Raw genomic sequence first — 21964 nt, 5'->3', positions numbered from 1 at the left:
GGGAATATTCCCTGTGTCTGGAGGGGGCAACGTTGGCGGGCTACATGACCAAAATCGAGGGCTCTCCCCGACATATTCGGCTGTTTTTGGGCCGCTTTGTCTTGTACTTCCTGATCGCTTCCGTGCTGTCCGTTTGGATTGCGCTCTGGTTCGACTATCAACGTCAGAATCATCAAGCCGAAAAAATCCTCACGCAGGAACGCGCGCAACTCGATGCGGAAGCCGCCGGGGTTGTCAGTAACCTCAATGCGGGTGTCGCGCATATGAAAATCCTGATGCAGACGCCGGCGTTTCGCAATTATGCCTTCTCGCAGACGCCCGGCCACCGGGAAGACCTGGCACAGCTGTTTGGCGTGTTTATCGACAATGTCGATTTCTACAACGATATCCGGCTCGTCGATAACCGTGGCCATGAGCTTATCCGGGTGAACCGGAGTCGTGGGCATGCGCAGACGCAGATTGTGCCAGCGGAAAAGTTACGCCGGTCGGTCCATCTATCGGAAACGGAGCAGCGGCTCCCTGATGGGGACGTCTACCTGTCGTCGCTGGAGAGTGATTCTGATCGCGAGGATATGGCTTCGTCTGTGACACCAACATTGCGGTTGTCGAGTCCGGTATCAGGGAGAGAAGGCGTGCGGGTCGGCTTCCTGCAAATGAACCTGCGTAACGAGCGATTGTTCGATGGTTTTTCACACAGTGCGCCGTTGGTATCGGGTCGTGAATTTATTATCGTCGAGCGCAATGGCCGTTGGGTTCTCCGGCGCCTGCCAGGCAAGGGCGGTATGGTGCAATGGCATCGGCTGCCGCAACCGGATGTGCTGTTCAATGGTGCCTGGTCGCGTATCCAGTCGATGGATGAAGGTGTGATCGAGACCGCGTCGTCTGCTTTCGTTGTCGATACGCTATTCCCGGCCAGGGATACCTCCGTTGCTTCGAATCGGAGCACGGGCACGTTGCAGAGTGTGGACGATGCCTGGAAACTGGTTGCCCGTATTCCCTCGGAATGGGTGCATGTCAGCCCCTGGACCCTGTTGTGGAATGACCGGGTATACGTAGGAGGCATGCTTGTCCTGGTAGCGCTGATCAGCGCTATTCTCGCCTGGTTCCGCGCAGTGGTTTTGATTCATGTGCATGCCACCCGGGAAAGCGAGGCGCAGCTCCGGACCGTTCTGGACAACACGATGGCACTGGCTTACCTCAAAGACCGCGATGGCCACTACCTGTTCGTCAACCGCCGGATGGCGGAGATGATTGGGCAGCCTGCCGATGAATTGACGGGAAAGAGCGACCGGGATGTCTTTTCGCCCGAGTTTGCAGAGACCTATCGGCAGAACGATTTGTCGGTGCTCAACAGCGGTCAGCCTCAGGAGTTCGAGGAAGTTGTCCCGTCTGAGGATGGCGACCGAATTTTTATTTCCGTCAAGTTCCCCCTGCAGCAATCGGGTGATGGTCAGGCCGTCTGTGGCATATCCACCGATATTACTGAGCGAAAGCAGATCGAGGCTGAGTTGCGCCAGGCTGCCGTCGTGTTCGAAAGCACCAATGAGGGCATCATCGTCACCGATGCCGATATGCGCATTATTGCGGTGAATAAGGCCTATACGACGATTACCGGATACAGCGCCGATGAGGTGATGGGTAAGGCGCCGCGTTTCCAGAAATCCGGTATCCACGATGAGGCCTTCTACCGCCGTTTGTGGGATGACTTGAAGTCGGCAGGACAGTGGCAGGGGGAGATCTGGGACCGCCACAAGAGTGGCGAGGTGATTCCTCTCTGGGAAAATATCAGTGTCGTGCATGCGTCGGATGGAAGGGTTAGCAACTATGTGGCCGTGTTATCCGATATCAGTGCCATCAAGCAGGCTGAGGCACGGTTGAATTACCTGGCCCATCACGATTCCCTTACCGGGTTGCCCAACCGCCTGCTTTTCTATGCCAACCTGGATCAGGTGCTTATCGAGGCCGAGCGTCATCCCGCCCGTGTGGCGGTCATGCTGCTGGACCTCGACCGTTTTAAGCTGGTTAACGATACCCTGGGACATCCTGCGGGGGACCGTCTCCTGCAGATCGTCTCAGAACGGCTGCGCGCCTGCGTGCGGGCGGAAGATACAGTTGCCCGCCTGGGAGGGGACGAGTTTGCCGTTATCCTGAGAGATGTGGCGCACACGGAAGACGTTATCCGTATTGCCGAAAAGATTATTTCAGCAGTCGATAAACCGGTTCTGATCGATCACCAGACGGTAAATGTCGGGGTCAGCATCGGTATCAGCCTGTTCCCGGATGATGCGGACTCCAGTGACGCCCTGACGATGACAGCCGACTCCGCCATGTACCGTGCCAAGGAAAGGGGGCGTCGCACTTTTGAGTTTTATTCTTCCGAAATGACAGCTCGGGCATCGAGCCTTTTGAAGCTGGAAACCGAGTTGCGGGAAGGTATTCGACGCAACGAGTTCGTGCTCTATTACCAGCCCCAGTTCGATGTGCGGACCGGACGTATGGTCGGGGCCGAGGGTCTGATTCGCTGGCGTCATCCCTCGCGGGGGCTGCTGCTGCCCGGACAGTTTATCCCCGCCGCCGAGGATACCGGCCTGATCCATTCCCTAGGATATTGGGTACTCCAGGAGGGGTGTCGTCAGGCCAGCGCCTGGAAGGATGCCGGTATTTCAGTAGGACCGCTGTCGCTGAATATTTCCGCCTCGCAATTAACGCGTAACAATCTGGTGGGACGCCTGCATCAGATGCTGGAGAGCCATGGGATCGATGCCAACGCCCTACAGCTGGAGCTGGAGGTTACCGAGAGTGTCCTGCATGTGTCCGGCCAAGGCGAGCGTGTGTTGCGTGAGCTGAGAGCGCTCGGATTGCATATCGTGATCGACGATTTCGGCACAGGCTATTCATCGCTGAGTCTTCTCAAGCAATTGCCGGTGGATAAAATCAAGATCGCAGGTGAGTTCATGCACGGTCTGCCGCGTGACGAAAACAATGCGGCAATCGCTACGGCAGTGATTTCCCTGGGCCATAGCCTGAGTATGCCGGTGGTGGCCGAGGGCGTGGAAACCGAAGAGCAGCTCGCGTTCCTGAAGGAAAAGGGATGCGGTATTGCCCAGGGGTTCCTGCTGAGCCTGCCGTTAACCGCAGAAGAAATCACGGAGCGTTTCAGTCGTCAGAGTAACGTCTGAAATCGGTAAGGTTTATTGCTGTTCAATCAATAAGTTCCATCGTCGAAGCTGTCTGAAAAAAAGACGGTGATCGATCGTGAAACTCCTCAATATAAAGGCTTGAATCCCGCTTCCAACTGCACTATTCGTCGATACTGGCGCCGGAGGTTCTTCCTGCGGCGATGCATGCATTCCCGGGCCGGCGATGCCGCCCATGGACCAAAGGAGCCGGCGAGATGGTGGCAAGCAGCCGTTATTTCAGTGACGCCGAATATGAGCAACGTCGCCAGCGAGTGCGCGATGAAATGTCGGAACGCGGGCTGGATGCCTGCCTGATCGCGAGTCCCGAAAATATTTACTACCTGACCGGCCTGGATCACATGGGGTATTTCGCCTGTCAGTTGCTGATATTCCCCCTTAAGGGCGAACCGATGCTGGTGGCGCGAGCCATGGAGCGGGCGACCCTGAGAGATCAGGTGCCGGATGTGGTACATGTCGGCTACACGGACGGCACGCAGCCACCCCCGGTGGATGGTGCCGAGGCGGCACCCATCGATAGTCCTTGGTCGATGACGGCCGGTGCGCCGACCCGCGAGCTCAGCCGCCGGCCCTCCCTCATGCCCTCAGCAGCCGTGTCGGAAACCCTGAGGGTCCTGCGTGAGCAGGGATTGGAGAAGGGGGTGCTGGGGATCGATATGAGCAGCACCTTTCTGCCATATTCCATTGCGGAAGGCCTGATCGAAGGCACACCCGAGGCCGATTGGGAAAACCTGGGTAGCCTGGTGGACAACATCCGCATTATCCAGTCCGATGCCGAGCTGGCGCTGACCCGGCAGGCGGCTGCGATCTCTGATTCCATGCTGCTGTCGGCCATCGCTGCTGCCGGTCCGGGCGTTAACGCCCGGGAAATCATGGCGGCGATCTACGACGCCATGTTTCGCCGCGGTGGAACCTATCCGGGATTCGTCCCCTTGGTGCGCTCGACCCGCAACCTGGAGCATGAGCACGGGACCTGGGACGACATGGCGCTGGAGCACGGTGACCTGCTCTTTCTGGAAATGGCGGGCTGTGTACGCCGCTACCATGCCCCGATGGGGCGCTTCGTCTTTATTGGCCAAGCGCCCAGTGACGCAGAGCACATCAATGCCATTTGCCAGGAGGCCATGATGGCCGCGGCGGGGGAGATCCGGCCGGGAGCCATTGCGGGCGATGTCTATGAGCGTTGGCAGGGCGTGCTCGATAGGAACAACCTGGCGCAATACAGTCGCCATCATTGTGGGTATTCGGTCGGCATTGGCTATCCCCCCAGTTGGTCCGGCAGTGGCGTGCCGGTGGGCCTGCGCCGCCACTCCGACATGCAGCTCAAGGAGGGCATGGTGTTCCATTTGATGAGTTGGCTGTTGCGCTCCGGCCTGGGGGATGCCTTTTTATCCGACACCATTGTCGTCACCGCGCAGGGGTGCGAGTTCCTGACCACGGTTAACCGGGGGGTCTATGTCCGCTGATACTGCTCTCTTGCCGGATCTAGCCGCGATTGAAGCTGCCGAGGACCGTATCCGCGAGCAGGTTTCGCCGACCCCGACCCTACAGCTGTATGCATTGGAAAAGATCATTGGCCAAGCCTTGTGGGCCAAGGCAGAGAGCCTGCAGCGAACCGGCAGCTTCAAGGCCCGTGGCGCGGTGAACTGGTTGCTGACGGCCAGCGCCGAGGAGCTTGACGGTGGCCTGGTGACGGTTTCTGCCGGTAATCACGCCCTGGCGTTGGCCTGGGCGGCTGCGCGGGTCGGGGTGTCGGTGACCGTGATGATGCCTGCGGGATCGAGCCCGATGAAAGTGGCGGCAACCCGAGCCTATGGTGCAGAGGTAATCGTCGAGGGCAGCATCCAGGAGGCTGTCGAGCGCTGTATGCGTTATCGGGATGAACGGGGCATGACATTGGTTCATCCGTACAACGATCCTCGCATAATGGCTGGTCAGGGCACGGTCGGCCTGGAGTTACTGCGGCAGCTACCGGCACTGCAAAGGGTACTTTGCCCTATTGGCGGTGGCGGACTGATTTCCGGTGTTGGTTTGGCCTTGAAAGGCCTGAAACCGGATATAGAGCTGATCGGTGTGGAGCCTGAAGGTGCAGCGACCATGCGCAACGCCTGGAATCACGGCCGTGCGGATGCTGCCCTCGAGCGGATCGACACCGTGGCTGTCAGCCTGGGGCCCGCGGTTGTCGGAGCGTACACTTTTGCCGCCAGCCGGCAGGTGGTTGATGATGTGGTCACGGTTTCCGACCCGGCAATTATCGAGGCAACGAAACTGATGGCAACCTCGGGGCACCTGTACGCGGAAACCGGCGCGGTCGTCGGTCTGGCCGCGCTGCTGGACGCAGCGGTTCCAGTGCGACCCGACCAGGTGACGGCCACGATCGTGACCGGCGGCAATATGGACCTGAGCCAGCTGTGCGGTTTTGCCTCTTCAGCCTGAGGTGGCTGGCGGCGCAAAGCGTTCCCGATAGTCAAGCGGCCCGACGCCGAACTGGCGCAGGAAGGCTCGTCGCAGGTTCTGATCGCTCGTGAAGCCGCAGCGTACGGCAATCTGTTTCAGGGGCATTGCCGAGCTTTCCAGCCATTGACTGGCGGCCTCCACTCGCATGCGTTCGACGGTGCGCGCCGGTGTCTGGCCGATGGCCTCGACATAGCGGCGCGCAAAGGTCCTTGGACTCATGCACATCCATTCGGCAAGGCGCTCGATGCTGAGGGGTTCGTCGAGATGCTCGCTGATCCAGGTATGCAGGGCATCGAAACTCCGTTCTGCCAGCGCGCTCTGAGTGGCCAACGGTACGCTGAACTGGGATTGCCCACCCGGACGCTTGAGGAATACCACCATCTGCCGCGCCGCATAAATCGAGGCGGCATGCCCGTAATCCTCCTCGAGCAGCGCCAAGGCCATGTCGATACCGGCCGTGACGCCGGCGGAGGTCCACAGTTTTCCCTGCCGGATATAGATGGGGTCCTGCTCGACATTCAGCCGCGGGTATAGCGCCTGCAGCCGGGGGGCGTACATCCAGTGAGTAACCACCCGGAGTCCGTCCAGCAGTCCGGTTTCGGCCAGAGGGAAGGCACCGGTGCACACGGAGCACAGACGCCGAAGGTGGGGGTGGCGATCGAGGATCCAGGGAGCCAGCGCCTTGGCGTCTTCGCTTTCGGCGCCGGGGCCACCGGGTACTATCAGGGTGTCGATCATGTCGTCCGCTATTGCCGACAAGGGTTCCGTGACGAGGGGCAGGCCGCTGGATGTCGTCACCGCACCTCCCCGCAGAGAGAGGACCCGGCACCGGTACCCCGGGTGGCCCCGATCCTTGAGCCAGACGTTGCCGGAGGTGAACACCTGCAAGGGGCCGGTGATATCCACGACATTGGCTTGTTCGTAGCTGAGTAGGGCAATGTGCCGGGGAGATTGCATGAAGGCTCCTGTCAGTTTAGCGTTGAGAGGACACGGGCACCGTCCGCCGCAGGCTTTCGCTCATCCACCAGAGCGTGGCGGCGGCGCTGCAAACCAACGCGGAAATGATCGCCAGGTTGATGGCTTGCCAGCCGAAGGTCGCCAAGGCTATGCCTGCCAGCAGGGATGCGAGCGCGCTGACGGCATAGGTGGTGAACTCGCTGGTAGCCTGAGTCTTGGCTCGTTCCTCTGGCCGGTAGGAGAGCGACAACAGGGTCGAACCGCCAGTGAACATGAAATTCCAGCCTACGCCCAGGCATAACAGGGCAAGATAGAAATGCGGCAGGGAAGCGCCGGCGGCGGCGATCAGCCCGCAGGCGGCACACAGCAGATTGCCGATCAATAGCAGGGGGCCGCTGCCAATGCGGCGGATGAGGTAACCGCTGAAGAAAGCCGGTGCATACATCCCCAGCAGGTGCCATTGGATGACGCTGGCACCGCGCTCTATCGAGAAGTGGTGCTGAACCACCGCAATCGGTGTGGCGGTCATCACGAAAATCATCACTGCACTTCCGATCATGTTGTTAGCCAGCGCCGCGATAAAAATCGGTTGGCGCAGGATCTCTCGCAGTGGGCGACCTTCCTGCGTTTGTATGGCTGCTGCATCGCTAGTCGACAGGATGGAATGGTCATGGCTGTCTCGATAGGCTGCCATCAACAGCAGGGTTGCGATCAACCCAATCAGTGCAACGCACAGATAGGAGCCGGCAAAGGTAGCGTCTGTCAGCAGATCCCTGCTCCAGGCGGCGAGACTGGGGCCGACCAATGCCGCCAGTACACCCCCGGCGAGCACGGTGGAAATGGCTTTCCCCTTGCGATCCGGGTCCGAAGCATCGGCTGCAGCGAGGCGATAATACTGGGCGAAGGCGCGGGACACACCGACGATGGCCGTGCCGGCACAGAAGAGCCAGAAGTCTTTCCCCGTCACCGCGAATACCGAGATCAGTCCGCCGGCAGCACCGGCCGAGGCCCCGAAGGCGAAGCTTCGGCGGCGGCCGATTCGGCGGATAAGGAACGAGGCGAAGAGGGTGGTCAGTGCGGTCGACACCGTGATCAGGGCGAAGGGCAGAGTGGCGAGGCCGGTGTCCGGTGCCAGTCGATAGCCGACGAGGCCGGTCAGTGTCAGGTCGATCGACATGGACAGGATAAACAGGCCCTGACAGATCGTCAGCACCCAAACCGTACTCCTTCCTGCAGGCTCCGTTTGCGTCATGGCGGTCACTCTCAGCGATTGAATTTGTCCGGACAGTGTTGCAGACCTGGATCTGGCAGAAGTGACATTATTACTTCAGATACTGCCATTTTTCTGAGGGCAGGCAGAGACTTTTTTTTGACGTTAGCAAAAGGTCGCAAGCAACTTTTCAAGAAATCGCCACGCTGTTGTCATTTTTCTCCCTGACACTGTCCGGACCAATAACACTTAGAGGGTTCGATTATGTTTAAGGCGAAGGCGCTGTCACGGGCAATCGTGGCCAGCCTCGGTCTGGCCGCTGTCGTAACACCGGCAGTGAGCGATGCTGCCCATTTTGGACATGGCGAAGACCATACCCGTACCACGACTCCGATCAAGCACGTTGTGGTCATCTTCCAGGAAAACGTTTCCTTCGATCACTATTTCGGTACCTACCCGCATGCGTTGAATCCGGCCGGTGAGCCGCGTTTCGTTGCGGCCAAGGGAACGCCGACCGTTAATGGCCTGACCGAAGCGCTGCTGAACAACAACCCCAATGCGGCCAATCCGATGCGTCTGGATCGCACTGAGGCACTGACCTGCGACCAGGACCATGGCTACACCGCAGAGCAGAAAGCATTCAACCGCGGCCTGATGGACAAGTTCGTCGAAAACACCAACCGTGACGCCTGTTCGGCACCTGAGTCCAGCCGTCAGGGGCTGGTTATGGATTACTATGACGGTAACACCGTCACGGCGCTGTGGAACTATGCTCAGCACTTCGCCATGAGCGACAACTCGTTCAACACCACTTTCGGTCCGTCCACCCCGGGCGCTCTGAACCTGGTATCGGGCCAAACCCACGGTGCGATCTCCACGCAGCCGGATACGGATACCTATGGTGTTGTCAGCCCCGATGCCAATGGCGTTGGTACGGTCATCAATGATCCGAACCCGACCTATGACGATTGCTCCAGCAGCAAGTACCCGACGGTATCGATGGTTGATGGCAACAAGAACATCGGTGACCTGCTCAATGCCAAGGGCGTGACCTGGGGTTGGTTCGAAGGCGGCTTCCGTCCGACCAGTCGCGATGCCAACGGCAACGCCATCTGTGGCGCTACCCACCAAAACATCGGTGGCGCGACAGTGACGGACTATATCCCGCACCACGAACCGTTCCAGTACTACAAATCTACCTCTAACCCACATCACTTGGCACCGACCTCCGTATCCATGATCGGTCGTCAGGATCAGGCAAATCACCAGTATGACCTGTCCGATTTCTGGGCGGCTGTCGACGCTGGCAACATGCCCGCTGTCAGCTTCCTGAAAGCAGCCGGTTACCAGGACGGTCACGCGGGTTACTCCGATCCGCTGGATGAACAGACCTTCATCGTCAACACCATCAACCGCTTGCAGAAGAGCCCGGACTGGCGCTCTACAGCTGTCATCATCGCTTATGATGACTCCGACGGCTGGTACGACCACGTGATGAGCCCGATCGTGAGCCAATCGAACGACGTCAACAAAGATGCGCTGTCTGACGTAGGTATGTGCGGTGAGACCGGTTCCGGCAAGTACTCCGACCGTTGTGGCTACGGTCCTCGTCTGCCGCTGCTGGTGGTTTCTCCCTGGGCCAAGAAAAACTTCGTTGATCACAGCGTCACGGATCAGTCTTCCGTCCTGCGCTTCATCGAAGACAACTGGCAGACAGGCCGTATCGGCGACGACTCTTTCGATGCCAAGGCCGGTTCGCTGGACAATATGTTCAACTTCGATCAGCGTCTGCACCATGCTCGCAAGTTGTTCCTGAACCCGGAATCCGGCATCCGTGTTGGTCATGATCGCGACCGTGACGGTGACGAGTGGGGTTGGGCAGGCCATTGGGGCTGGGGTCGCAGCTAAGCGCGATCTCCAACCGCAGTAAAGGAACGAACAGAAGCCCGGCCTAGTGCCGGGCTTTTGCGCTTCCGGGGAGTACTTCCGTGGATTGCAACCCTAACGTTGGATGCGCCCTACGACCGGGGAGGGAGTTGGTATATCCATAGCTTCGGCTGGCAACAGGTATAAAGGGAATAAAGTTCTTTCCTAAACCGGGTAAACATAGAGTTCGGCTGTTCGGCCTTAGCGGACTTTGACCAAGAACCGGTCGAGAGTCCGCCAGCCAGATACGAGCTGATGTCTTTTAGGCGCTGTCGCTTGATAGGGGCCGAGATCCGAACGCACTTGAGCTCCATGGCAGTTTTACCTGGGGGCGCTGGATGGAGGTCTTCACCAGGTTGTCAGCGAGCATTGGGAGTGTTGGCGCTAGACGCTTGTTCGGTATTCGACGCGACGGGTCAAAATCAATACTTAGCCATTGAGATAACTATTTGGAGCTGTTAAAGTTAGCCGTATGGATAACAATAGTGCTGCTTTAGATTCAGTCTTCCACGTACTTGCCGACTCAACCCGCAGGGCTGTGATTCAGCGACTTTGCCGGGGATCGGTAACCGTAAGTGAACTGGCCAGGCCCTTCGACATGGCTTTGCCGTCATTCATGAAGCATATCCGAGTGCTTGAAGCCGCAGGGCTAATTGTTTCCATGAAAGTTGGTCGCGTACGTACCTGTACGCTAAGGCCAGATAGATTGGCCGCTGTGGAGAGGTGGTTTGGCGAGCAGCGGCTGCTATGGGAAAAACGGTACGACAATCTCGATAACCTCTTGGCTACTATGGATGGAGAAAACAATGACGAATAACCTTCTGTTTGACTTCATTGTCGACAAGAAAAATAACACCATGACTATCAAAAGGGAGTTTGCCGCCAAACGGAAGCTGGTATGGGACTGCTACACCAAAAGCGAATTACTTGACCAGTGGTTTGCGCCGAAACCCCTGAAAACAAGAACCAAGCATATGGATTTTCGCGAAGGGGGTTATTGGCACTATGTCATGGTCACTCCTGACGGAGAGGAGTATTGGGGGCGTACCGACTACCAAACCATCACTCCCATCGATAACTACACGGCTTTGGATGGCTTTAGCGATGAGTCCGGCGTTATAAATTCGGAGCTACCGAGATCCAAGTGGGACGTCACATTTACGGATGCATCAGAGCATTCGATTGTGCGGACAGTCGTGTCATTTGGCAGCACTGAAGAACTGGAAAAAGTGATTGAAATGGGCATGCAGGCAGGCATGACGTCTACGTTGGAGCGGCTGGACGAACTTCTACAAACTCTTACCAAGTAATATGGGATTGATCGACCTTACCCAGCTTCCGCGTGCTGAAAAGCGGCGAAATGGCTGTTCCTTCGTATGAATAGTGGATAGCGTCCGTCTGAATCGCAACCGGTTTTCGATACACCTATCTGCCATATTTGGAGTGACTCCAGCCCAGTTATCTTGACGGGCCAGTGACCGACAGGAGACGTTGATCGGCGGTTACACTAACGTCTGCTCTGGCCGATTTGCAGACTGAGGATAGGGATCTGGGCCGTTAGGTAAGAGCTTTATTTTTGGGATTTTTCAGGCTTTTTAAAAAAAAACAACAAGTTGCTCCTAAAAAGCCCGGCTTAATGCCGGGCTTTTTGTTCTCGTGATTCCGCTTATTCTGCGGTCTCGTAGCGACGGCGACGCAGGGCGTAGAACAGCACCGGTATCACGATCAGGGTCAACAGTGTCGAGACCAGTATGCCGAAGATCAGCGAGATGGCCAGGCCGTTGAAGATCGGGTCATCCAGGATGAAGAAGGCGCCGATCATGGCCGCCAGCGCCGTCAGGATGATGGGCCGGGCCCGGATGGCGGCAGCGTGGACCACCGCCCGTTCAATCGCCACGCCCTCGGCGAGCTGCTGCTGGATGAAATCCACCAGCAGTATCGAGTTTCGCACGATAATCCCGGCGAGGGCGATCATCCCGATCATCGACGTTGCCGTGAACTGGGCCCCGAGCAAGGCATGTCCCGGCATGACGCCGATGATGGTCAGGGGAATCGGCGCCATGATAACCAGCGGCATCAGGTAGGACCGGAACTGGCCGACCACCAACAGGTAGATCAGGATCATCCCCACCCCATAGGCCAGGCCCATGTCGCGGAAGGTTTCGTAGGTGATCTGCCATTCGCCGTCCCACTTCACTGCAGGTGACAGGCCCAAAGGTGGCTGCTTGATGAAATACTGTGTCAACGGCAGGTGTGTTGCCTTGCTGACCATCTCGAACATGCCGTAGAGCGGACTGTCGACCTTGCCGGCGTCATCGCCGGTGACGAAGATCACGGGTAGGCCGTCCTTGTGGTAGAGCGCATCGTCCCAGGACGCGGGAACGACCTTCGTCACTTCCGACAGGGCAATCAGTTTGCCGCTCTGGCTGCGCACCCGGAGATTGGCCAGATCGCCCTTCAGGCGCGCCTTCTCGGCGTCGCTCATTTCCAGGCGAATCGGTACCGGATACTGGCGGTGGGTGTCGTGCAGGTACGACACATCTTCACCACCGAAGGCGGCGGTAATGGCATTGACGATATCCTGCTGGGCAACCCCCAGGCGGGCCGCCTTGGCACGGTCGACGGTAACCTGATATTTCAGGGCCTTCGCTTCCAGCGTGTCGTCTATGTCGACGACGCCCGGGGTTTCTTCGAAGAGTTTGCGAACCTCGTGCGCCGTTGCAATACGGCTGTCCCGGCTGGGACCATAGATTTCCGCCACGATGGGTGCCTGTACCGGCGGCCCGGGCGGGACTTCGACGATCTTGATGTTGGCGTCCCAGCGTTTGGCGATTTTATCCAGCGGTCCCCGGACGGCCAGTGCGATCGCATGGCTTTGGCGGTCCCTTTGGTGCTTGTCCACCAGATTGACCTGCAGGTCGCCTTCGTTGGGCTGGCTGCGCAGGTAATACTGCCTCACCAGGCCATTGAAGTTTATGGGCGCGGCGGTACCGGCATAAAGTTCGACATTGGTGACTTCCGGTACTGTTTGCAGGTATTGCGCCAGCTCGCCGAGCACGGCCTGGGTCCTCTCGACCGGCGTGCCTTCCGGCATGTCGACCACCACCTGGAACTCTGACTTGTTATCGAACGGCAGCATCTTGAGGATGACCCCGCCGGTCGCCGGCAACAACATTGCCAGCCCGATCAGCACCAGGATACCGACGACAAGCCCCCACCGCATCGCACGTCCGGCTTTACCGCGCAGGAAGGGGGTCAGGATGCGGGTGAAGAAGTTATCCAGTTTCGTCGGTGCAATGTCTTCATGTTCTGTCTGTTGTTCCGTGCCCTTGGGGTGGTGTAGCAGTTTGAGCGAAAACCAGGGCGTGACGATGAAGGCGATGGCCAGCGAAATCAGCATTCCGGTACTGGCATTGATCGGGATGGGGCTCATATAGGGGCCCATCAGGCCGCTGACGAACGCCATCGGCATCAATGCGGCGATAACGGTAAAGGTGGCCAGTATGGTCGGCCCGCCGACCTCGTCGACCGCGGCGGGAATGGCGGAGATCAGGCTGTGGTGGCCCTTTTTGAGGTGGCGGTGAATGTTTTCCACCACCACGATCGCATCGTCGACCAGGATGCCGATGGAAAATATCAGGGCGAATAACGACACCCGGTTAAGCGTGAACCCCCAGGCCCAGGAGGCGAACAGCGTCATCAGCAGCGTGATGATGACGGCCGATCCGACGACGATGGCCTCGCGCCAGCCCAGTGTGAAGAGAACCAGCAGCACCACGGATGCGGTTGCGAACGCCAGCTTGAGAATCAGCTTGGAGGCTTTATCGGCCGCCGTCACCCCGTAATCCCGGGTTACCGTGACATGGACACCCTGCGGGATCAGCAACTGGTGCAGTTGGGTGATCTCGTGGTTTACGGCGCGGGTCATATCGATGGCATTGGCGCCGGGCTTTTTGGCAATGGACAGGGTGATCGCGGGGTACAGGTGTGTGCCAGCCTTCCCATCGTGCTTTTGGCCGAAACCGATAAACACGGACTTGGTGGCCGTATCGCTTTCACGGGTGACCTTGGCGATATCGCCCAGATAGATGGGCTGCCCCTTGTTCAGACCCACCACCAGCGAACGCACATCGTCCACACTACTCAGGAAAGTGCCGGCCTGAATCGGGATATAGGTGTCGTTGCGGGTCATGCCGACGGTCTGCCCGACCGTATTGGCAGCCTGCAGCGCATTGCGCAGATCGTCCAGGCTGAGGTGGTAAACCGCCAGTTTTGCCGGATCGAACACCACGTGAACCACATCGTCGGGGGCGCCCACGGTACGGATTTCGCGCGTGCCCGGCAGGCGTTTGAGCGCTGTTTCCAGCGTGTGCGCCACGCGAGTCAGGGCTTCCGGCGTGGCATTGCGGTCTGACCAAAGGGTGAGCGACATGACGGGAACGTCGTCAATGCCCTTGGGTTTGACCAGGGGCTGACCCACCCCGAGGTTCTTCGGCAGCCAGTCGGCATTGGAATAGAGTTTGTTGTACAGCCGCACGATCGCATCGTTACGCGATTCGCCAACCTTGAACTGTACGGTCAGGGTCGCCATGCCGGCGGTGGACGTCGACCAGACGTGCTTGATGCCGCGGAGTTCGCTCAGCACCTGCTCCGCTGGCGTTGCGACCAGCGACTCCACTTCCTTGGGACTTGCCCCCGGAAAGGGGATGAAAACGTTGGCAAAGGTGACGTCGATCTGAGGTTCTTCCTCTTTCGGCGTCATGACGATGGCGAAGATGCCGAGCAGCACCCCCACCAGGGCGAGCAGGGGCGTCAGCTCCGCATTCTGGAAACGCCGGGCCAGGCTGCCGGCAATACCCATTCGGCTATCGGCCATCGTTCACCGCCTTTTTCGCCAGTTCAGACATCACATCGACCGCGTTGCCGGCAATGCGCTCGCCGTCCCGCAGGCCTGCCAGGACTTCCACTTTTCCTTCGCTGGTCGCGCCCAGTCTAACCTGGCGCAGCAGCGGCCGATCCTGGTCGCCCAAGACATACACGGCACTGAGTTCTCCTTCGTGGACGATGCTGTCCCGTGGGATCAGGATGGCCTGGCGTTCACCGGTCACGAAGCGCACCTTGACCGCTTCTCCCGGTAAGGGACCCTGGACGTCGGAGGGAAGGTCTACACGAACGGCAAAGTCGTGGGTATCTGCCGAAGCGAGGGGCGATACCCGGCTGATGCTGGCGTCAGCAAGGGGCTTACCCTCGTAGTCGATTTGCACCTTGCCGCCTTTGACGGCAATGGCTTTCAGTGACTGGGGAACCTGTACCAGCACGCGCAATGGGGAAAGCGCCAAGCCGGTCAACAGGGGGGTGCCTGGCTGGACGGTTTCTCCCAATTCCACCTGCCGGGAGACTACCAGTCCGCTATAGGGCGCCTTGATTTGGGTATAGGACAGCTGACGTTGCGCGACAGCGACTTCGCTGCGTGCTGCCTCCAGCTGTGCCAGGGCTGCATCGTAGGCGGCCTGGGCACTGTCCAGACTGGACTGGGAGGTTGCTTTGCGGGAATACAGCTGCTTGAGGCGTTGCAGCTGGCTGCGGGTGTCAAAGATGCTGGCCTTGGCCGCAGCCACTGAAGCCTGGGCTTGACGCAGCTTGGCCTGGATTTCCGTGTCGTCGAGTTTGACGATCAGGGTGCCGGCGCCAATCTGGTCGCCGACATCGGCATAGACGCCGGTGACGACGGCCTGGACCTGAGCGGATATCGTACTCTGGTTGACGGCCTCGACGGTTCCATCGAAGGCGCGATAGTCGGTAACCGTCTGATGACCGATCGTCAGCGGTTCGGCGAGCGCCGCCGCGCTGCCCATGACAAAAGTGAGCAGCAGGCTGCCAGCAAGGCGCCCAAGCAAGCGTTGTTTCACGGCTGTCGTCTCCAAATCACAAATGGTTATAAGCTTATAACAATTGTAATCCATCGCATAGCGACAGAGGAGTAGTCGCTATTAAGGAGATATACCACCCTTGAAGAAAGAAGGACTTGACACGGCGCAAGCCAAAAAGGGTTAGTGACGGGGCTGTTGCAGGGGGAAAATGAGCGAGGGAAGGCAGGTCACCGGAACGGGGTGACCTGCCGGTCATTGGTTGAATCAGCTGCGATCCTTCCGCTCCTTGCCACGGTCGTCATCGTGTCGGTCGTAACCCCGGTGGTCGCGATCGAAACCGTGCAGCGGGAAGCCGTAGACGTTGACTTCGGTTTCATGGACCAAGTGGCCCTTGGGATCCGTCACATCCACCATGAAGGTGCCGCGATCAGTGGCTTTGACGCTTGCTTTGGCGCCGGGGCCCATGATACGCAGGGCGCGGGCGTCGGCCATGATCTGGATTTCGTCTTTGGTGTAAGGCTTGCGGGCCTCGTAGGGGGCCGGTCTTTGATGTTCCCATCTGTCGCCATCATGATGACGGCTTTCCGCCTGGGCAACAAAGGGTGCCGCGGCCAGCGTGGTGGTAGCGATAAAAGCAAGCAGTAATTTACGTTTCATGGGACCTGTCCTTTCTGTGGTGTATGGCTGTTTGCGATAGCCTCCATTGAAACGGTGACTTGTCTGCAGAATGTGTCAGCTGCCGGGGAAATTTGTCGCAAGATGTGTCGTTGGGCGGCCCTGTGAAAGTTCGCTACACAGTGACCGAGCGGCGGCGATGGCGGAGCCCCTATAATGAAGTCATCACCAGACGACGTGTCTGCCAGCCGGCATGAGTACCGCTGAGGGCGCGCAGGAGAGAGCGATTGAGTACCGACCAAAGCCCACACATTCTGGTTGTCGACGATCATCGGGATATCCGCGATCTGTTGGGGCGCTATTTGCGGGAGCACGGCTTTCGCGTGTCCCTGGCGGAGAGCGGCGAGGCGTTACGCAAGGTTCTGCGTCAGCAGCGTATCGACCTGGTGGTGCTGGACATCATGATGCCGGGAGAGGATGGGCTGACCCTCTGCCGTTATCTGCGCGAGCACACCGCTGTGCCGGTCATCCTGTTGACGGCCATGAGCGAGGATACCGATCGCATCATCGGTCTGGAGATGGGGGCCGACGATTATCTCACCAAGCCTTTCAATCCCCGTGAGCTGCTGGCCCGGATCAAGGCCGTGCTGCGCCGGGCTCAGGCACTGCCGCCGCAACGAGCCGGTCTGGCTGGACGGCAATTGCGTTTCGATGGGTGGCGACTGGACGTGGATCGCCATGAGTTATGCGACCCCGATGGCGTCGAGGTGTCGCTCAGCACCGCCGAATACAATCTCTTGATCGCCTTTCTGGAGCACGCGGGCCATGTTCTCTCGCGTGATCAACTGCTGGACCTGACCCAGGGACGTGATGCCCAGGTTTTCGACCGCAGTATCGACAACCAGGTGAGCCGTCTGCGCCGCAAGATAGAGCGCGATACCCGCAACCCACGGTTGATCAAGACCGTATGGGGTGGTGGCTACCAATGGATTGCCGATGTCGAGGAAGTGAACTGACCTATGCGTTTATTACCGCGTCGGGCGGCGCCCCAATTGATTTTCCTGCTGATTCTGGCGCTGCTGGTCGCCCAGGGCGTCACCCTGTGGATTCTCGCCAATGAAGGGCGAGGAGCCCTGCGGGAGGCCGGGATGTCGGGCTTGCTGCACCGCATCGCCAACGCCTATACGGTCCTTGAGCTGAGCCGGCCGGCTGTACGCCCTCAAGTGATGGAGGCTCTCTCCAGCCCTCGCGTGATCATGACCGTCGATGGGGATGCCGTACTGCCCCGGGACCTGACCGGCGACATTTCTGCCTGGTTGACCCATGAGTTGCGAATCCCGGCCGAGCGGGTGCGTAGCGAGTTGACCCCGCCGTCAGAGCATTGTCCTGTCGTCGAGGGCGATGAGCATATTGAGGATCACCCGCGACCGCGGCACCGGGACGATGATGAGCGTCCGCCGTTGCGCAGCCTTCAGGACTACTGGCATACGCACCCTCACAGCGCTGAGTGCGCGCCCAGTCTGCGGGTGGCATTGGCGTTGCCGGGAGGCGGCTGGTTTAACGTGCAGGCACTGCCGCCCCGTCCGGGGCTTTGGTGGGTCAAGGCAGGCATGATCAGTCTGTCGACCACGGCCGCCATCCTGCTGCTCACCGTGGCGTTGGCCATTCGTCGCCTCCTGCGGCCGATGCGGGACCTGAGTCAGGCAGCCGAACGTTTCGGTCGCGGCGAGATTGAGCCGGTCCGCGAACGGGGGCCGCTCGATATCCGGGAGGTCATCCACGCCTTCAACGAGATGCAGGAGCGGGTGTCCCGCGCTATCGACGACCGGTCCCGGCTGCTGGCGTCGCTGTCCCATGACTTGCGCACGCCCATCACCAGTATGCGGTTGAGGGTAGAGTTGCTGCCGGATAGCGAGGATAAGGAGAAGCTTCTGGATTCGCTGTCGGAAATGGCCGCGCTGGCCGAACAGACGCTGGATTTCGTGCGTGGCAGCAGCCATGAGAAATCCCGTCGCCTCGATCTCGACGCCCTGCTCGACAGTCTCTGTTCGGACTTTGCCGACGCCGGAGCCAAGGTCGGTTATCGGGGGCCGGGCCGCTGTCTGGTGGATGTCCGTGGCGATGCCTTGAAGCGCGCACTGCGCAACCTGATCGACAATGCGCTCAAATACGGTGAACAGGCTGACGTCATGCTGTTGCCTCGTAACCGGCAACTGGTTATCGAAATCGCCGATAGGGGGCCGGGGATCGCCGAGGGGGATCGCGAGCGTGTCTTTGAACCCTTTGTGCGCCTGGAAGGTTCCCGCAGCCGTGAAACCGGTGGCGCCGGGTTGGGCATGGCCATCGCGCGGACCCTGATCCGGCAGATGGGCGGTGAGATTACATTGCTGAACCGCCCTTCAGGGCCGGGCTTGCTGGTGCGGGTTACCTTGCCGGCGACTGAGGTCAACGCCTGAGTGTTGCGGTCTGGGTGGCGGGACAGGCCGAATTGACGGCACAAAAAAGGGGACGTACCCAGACGCCCCCAAGGGGAACCGAAAAAATCGCCGCCGGATCCGGCGGCGAGTAAAAGGGAGGTTACCCGTGCTTGGCCACGAGGGTCAGGATGTCGTAGCTGGCCACCAGTTCACTGTTCTGGTTGAACACCTGCACGTCCCAGACCACCACGCCTTGCGGCGTACCATCCGGTGCGGCCTTGCCCTGATCGATCTTGCGCTTACAGGTCAGGCGAGCCTGAATGGTGTCGCCGATATGCACAGGATTGACGAAGCGCAGGGTTTCCAGGCCGTAGTTGGCCAGCACGGGACCCGGTGCCGGAGAGACAAACAGGCCGGCCGCCGCCGACAGCACGAAGTAGCCGTGGGCGATACGGGCACCGAACTGGGATTCCCGGGCCGCGATATCGTCGAAATGCATGTAGAAATGGTCGCCCGACAGGCAGCCGAAGTTGACGATATCCGCTTCGGTCACTGTGCGCCGATGGGTCAGCAGCGACTCGCTGATGGCCAGGTCTTCGAAGTATCGGCGGAACGGATGCACTTCAGTTTCGATCACGGCACCGCCGCGCACATATTCGCCGGTCACTGCACCCAGCATGGTCGGTGAACCCTGAATCGCTGTGCGCTGCAGGTAATGTTTGACTGAACGGATACCGCCCAGCTCTTCACCGCCTCCCGCACGTCCGGGGCCGCCATGTTTCAGCATTGGTAGTGGTGAACCGTGGCCGGTGGACTCCTTCGCGGCTTCCCGGTCGAGGATCAGCAGGCGGCCATGGTAGGCGGCGGCTGCCGGAATCACTTTGGCGGCTATGGCCGGATCCTTGGTGGCCAGGGTGGTGACCAGGCTGCCTTTGCCTTTGGCGGTCAGGGCCACGGCTTCTTCGATATCGTCATAGGGCATCAGGGTGCTGATCGGCCCGAAGGCCTCGATATCGTGAGCGCCGCCTTCGCATTGAGGCTGATTGCACAACAGCAGTGTGGGGCAGAAGAATGCGCCCTCACTGGCCTTGTCTCCCACCGGTTTGAAACCGTCTGCCGCGCCATAGACCACTTCGCAGGTTTCCAACAGGCGGTCTACCTGTGCCTGCACATCCCGCACCTGATCGTGGGAGGCCAGTGCTCCCATCTTGACGCCTTCCGCGGCAGGGTCTCCGATCACAATGCGGGTCAGGCGTTCGCGCAATGCGCTACTGACGGCATCGAGACGGTCGCGGGGCACCAGGACGCGGCGGATGGCGGTACACTTCTGGCCGGCCTTAGCTGTCATTTCCCGCGCCACTTCGCGCACGAACAGGCCAAATTCCTCGTCGTCCGGAGTGACGTCCGGCGCCAGGATGGCGCTGTTCAGGGAATCCGCTTCGGCGTTGAACGGTACCGAGTTGGCAATCAGGCCAGGATGGGCGCGCAGTTTTGCCGCCGTCGAGGCTGAGCCGGTGAAGGTCACCATATCCTGACCGTCCAGGTGGTCGAGCAGGTCACCCGTGCCACCGACAATCAGTTGCAGGGCACCTTCCGGCAACAGACCGGACTCTTCCATCATGCGCACGGCTGCTTCGGTCAGATAGGAGGTCGACGTGGCAGGTTTGACGATACAAGGCATGCCCGCCAGGAAGGATGGCGCGAATTTCTCAAGCATGCCCCAGATCGGGAAGTTGAACGCATTGATATGGACGGCCACGCCCCGGCGCGGCACCAGGATATGGCTGCCGGCAAAATGGCCTTCCTTACCGAGTTGCATGGCGGGGCCTTCGTGAACGACGTTGCCGGAGGGCAGTTCACGGCGTCCCATGCTGGCATAGGCGTACAGGGTTCCGTAGCCGCCTTCGATATCGATCCAGCCGTCGGCGCGGGTTGCACCGGTGTGGGCGGAGATGGCGTACAACTTCTCCTTGTTTTCCTGCAGGTATGCCGCCAGGGCTTTCAGGCGCTGGGCGCGTGTCTGGAAATCCAGTTCCAGCAATGCGGGAACGCCTCGCTCACGGGCAAAACGCACCGCAGCGGCAAAATCCGGTGTTTCGGCATGGGTATGGGCGACAACGTCGCCGTTCACGGCGCTCCGCAGCGGTTTGTCGGCTTGCTCGCCAATCCAGCGGCCACCCAGGAAACTTTGCAGCGTTGACATGAAAATCCTTCCTATTGGTATGTGGGTGACGGTCAGTGTTGGTCGTAATCGAGAACCACTTTGTCGCTGACCGGATAGGACTGGCAGGACAGCACGTAACCGGCAGCCACCTCGTAATCCTCCAGCGCAAAGTTGCTGTCCATCTCCACTTCACCTTCGATGACCTTGCACTTGCAGGTCGAGCAAACGCCCGCTTTGCAGGAGAAGGGCAGGTCGGCACCGTGTTCTTTACCGGCATCCAGCAGGCTCTGCGTGTTGCGCGGCAGGTCGAATTCGATGGCGCGGCCATCGTTGATAATGGTGACCTTGGTCGCCTCGCCGGTTTCGTTCGCCGGTGTCTCCGCCCGGTGACGACGGGGGCCTCCAGCGACACCGAACAGTTCGAAATGGATGCGCTCCGGCGCCAGGCCGAATTCCTTGAGCTGATCGCGCACCGTTTCGCTCATGCCCTGAGGTCCGCAGATAAAGGCGGCATCCAGCTTGGGCACATCGATCCAGCGACGGAACAGTTGGGCACACTTTTCAGCATCGATGCGGCCGTTGTACAGCTCGATGTCCTGTTGCTCCCGGCTGAACATGAAAATCAGGTTGAACCGACCCATGTAAGTGTTTTTCAGGTCTTCCAGGGCTTCCCGGAACATCGTCGAGGAGGTGGCGCGGTTACCGTAAATCAACGTGAACTGACTGTTCGGTTCCCGCGCCAGGGTGGTTTTGATGATCGACAGGATCGGCGTGATACCACTGCCGGCTGCCACGGCCAGGTACTGTCCCTGCCGGGAAGGGTCCAGTTGGATGAAGAACTGTCCGGACGGCGCCATGACTTCCATGGCGTCACCGGCCTGCAACTGGGTACCGGCATAGTTGGAGAAGACGCCGCCGGGTACACGCTTGATCGCAATGCGCAGCTCGCCGTCGTCGACACCGGTGCAGATGGAGTAGGAGCGACGGACTTCCTCGCCGTCGAGCTGGGCTCGTACTACCAGGTGCTGTCCCTGGGTGAACTTGAACGTGTCCTTCAGGTCGGAGGGCACGTCGAAGGCTATGGAGACGGCATCCCGGGTCTCCGGCTGGACCTCACGAATGGTCAGCGTATGGAAGTGATTCATCCTCGT

At 59.5% G+C, this 21964-nt stretch carries 15 protein-coding genes; 8 read left to right on the top strand and 7 right to left on the bottom strand.

The annotated features are described in order from the left end of the window. Window positions 1-44 precede the first annotated feature (44 nt). The 3 genes from CLR77_RS12260 (at window position 45) to CLR77_RS12250 (ending at window position 5633) form a co-directional block, all read left to right on the top strand. Window positions 45-3179 carry a putative bifunctional diguanylate cyclase/phosphodiesterase gene (locus tag CLR77_RS12260; protein WP_097460924.1) on the top strand — a complete coding sequence of 1045 codons (3135 nt, stop codon included), beginning with the start codon at window positions 45-47 and terminating at the stop codon, window positions 3177-3179. Window positions 3180-3394: 215 nt separating this feature from the next. After that, window positions 3395-4663 (top strand): M24 family metallopeptidase, encoded by a 1269-nt coding sequence (locus CLR77_RS12255; protein WP_097460923.1) that lies wholly within the window; start codon window positions 3395-3397, stop codon window positions 4661-4663. Further along, entirely contained in the window at window positions 4653-5633 is a 981-nt protein-coding gene (locus CLR77_RS12250; RefSeq protein WP_097460922.1) for a threonine ammonia-lyase, read from the top strand. The genes CLR77_RS12255 and CLR77_RS12250 overlap by 11 nt, the downstream gene beginning before the upstream one ends. Here the strand turns inward: CLR77_RS12250 and CLR77_RS12245 are convergent. Further along, window positions 5625-6611 (bottom strand): GlxA family transcriptional regulator, encoded by a 987-nt coding sequence (locus CLR77_RS12245; protein ID WP_097460921.1) that lies wholly within the window; start codon window positions 6609-6611, stop codon window positions 5625-5627. The genes CLR77_RS12250 and CLR77_RS12245 overlap by 9 nt on opposite strands. Before the next feature lie 16 nt (window positions 6612-6627). Beyond that, complete coding sequence (locus CLR77_RS12240) at window positions 6628-7824, bottom strand: MFS transporter (RefSeq protein WP_198962750.1); 1197 nt, start codon at window positions 7822-7824, stop codon at window positions 6628-6630. 261 nt (window positions 7825-8085) lie between these two features. Between CLR77_RS12240 and CLR77_RS12235 the strand changes: the two genes are divergently transcribed. The 3 genes from CLR77_RS12235 (at window position 8086) to CLR77_RS12225 (ending at window position 11057) form a co-directional block, all read left to right on the top strand. Further along, on the top strand, window positions 8086-9729 hold the full coding sequence (locus tag CLR77_RS12235) for a phospholipase C (protein ID WP_097460919.1): 1644 nt from the start codon (window positions 8086-8088) through the stop codon (window positions 9727-9729). Between the two features lie 490 nt (window positions 9730-10219). Next, complete coding sequence (locus tag CLR77_RS12230) at window positions 10220-10564, top strand: ArsR/SmtB family transcription factor (protein ID WP_097460918.1); 345 nt, start codon at window positions 10220-10222, stop codon at window positions 10562-10564. Further along, complete coding sequence (locus CLR77_RS12225) at window positions 10554-11057, top strand: SRPBCC family protein (protein WP_097460917.1); 504 nt, start codon at window positions 10554-10556, stop codon at window positions 11055-11057. The genes CLR77_RS12230 and CLR77_RS12225 overlap by 11 nt, the downstream gene beginning before the upstream one ends. Before the next feature lie 356 nt (window positions 11058-11413). On the opposite strand, the gene CLR77_RS12220 is transcribed toward CLR77_RS12225, so the two are convergent. The 3 genes from CLR77_RS12220 to CLR77_RS12210 all read right to left on the bottom strand — a co-directional run bounded on the left by CLR77_RS12220 (window position 11414) and on the right by CLR77_RS12210 (window position 16274). Further along, window positions 11414-14623 carry an efflux RND transporter permease subunit gene (locus tag CLR77_RS12220; RefSeq protein ID WP_097460916.1) on the bottom strand — a complete coding sequence of 1070 codons (3210 nt, stop codon included), beginning with the start codon at window positions 14621-14623 and terminating at the stop codon, window positions 11414-11416. Then, the gene (locus tag CLR77_RS12215) at window positions 14613-15656 is read right to left on the bottom strand and encodes an efflux RND transporter periplasmic adaptor subunit (RefSeq protein WP_158227188.1); all 1044 of its coding nucleotides are present in this window, start codon (window positions 15654-15656) and stop codon (window positions 14613-14615) included. Before CLR77_RS12215 ends, CLR77_RS12220 begins: the two co-directional genes overlap by 11 nt. Before the next feature lie 225 nt (window positions 15657-15881). Continuing rightward, window positions 15882-16274: a hypothetical protein gene (locus CLR77_RS12210; RefSeq protein WP_097460914.1), complete on the bottom strand. Its 393-nt coding sequence runs from the start codon at window positions 16272-16274 to the stop codon at window positions 15882-15884. A gap of 245 nt (window positions 16275-16519) precedes the next feature. Between CLR77_RS12210 and CLR77_RS12205 the strand changes: the two genes are divergently transcribed. Beyond that, window positions 16520-17248, top strand: coding sequence for a response regulator (locus CLR77_RS12205; protein WP_097460913.1), 729 nt, complete (start codon window positions 16520-16522; stop codon window positions 17246-17248). Window positions 17249-17251: 3 nt separating this feature from the next. Further along, window positions 17252-18688: an ATP-binding protein gene (locus tag CLR77_RS12200; RefSeq protein ID WP_097460912.1), complete on the top strand. Its 1437-nt coding sequence runs from the start codon at window positions 17252-17254 to the stop codon at window positions 18686-18688. Between the two features lie 121 nt (window positions 18689-18809). On the opposite strand, the gene paaZ is transcribed toward CLR77_RS12200, so the two are convergent. Beyond that, window positions 18810-20852, bottom strand: coding sequence for a phenylacetic acid degradation bifunctional protein PaaZ (gene paaZ, locus CLR77_RS12195; RefSeq protein WP_097460911.1), 2043 nt, complete (start codon window positions 20850-20852; stop codon window positions 18810-18812). Window positions 20853-20884: 32 nt separating this feature from the next. After that, window positions 20885-21958 carry a 1,2-phenylacetyl-CoA epoxidase subunit PaaE gene (gene paaE / locus CLR77_RS12190; RefSeq protein ID WP_097460910.1) on the bottom strand — a complete coding sequence of 358 codons (1074 nt, stop codon included), beginning with the start codon at window positions 21956-21958 and terminating at the stop codon, window positions 20885-20887. Window positions 21959-21964: the final 6 nt, after the last annotated feature.

Origin of the sequence: Mangrovitalea sediminis (assembly GCF_002514725.1) — a bacterium.
GTDB classification, from domain to species: Bacteria; Pseudomonadota; Gammaproteobacteria; order Pseudomonadales; family Oleiphilaceae; genus Mangrovitalea; species Mangrovitalea sediminis.
Note: the sequence above shows the minus strand (reverse complement) of the source record. Positions and strands in the feature narration are given on the sequence as shown.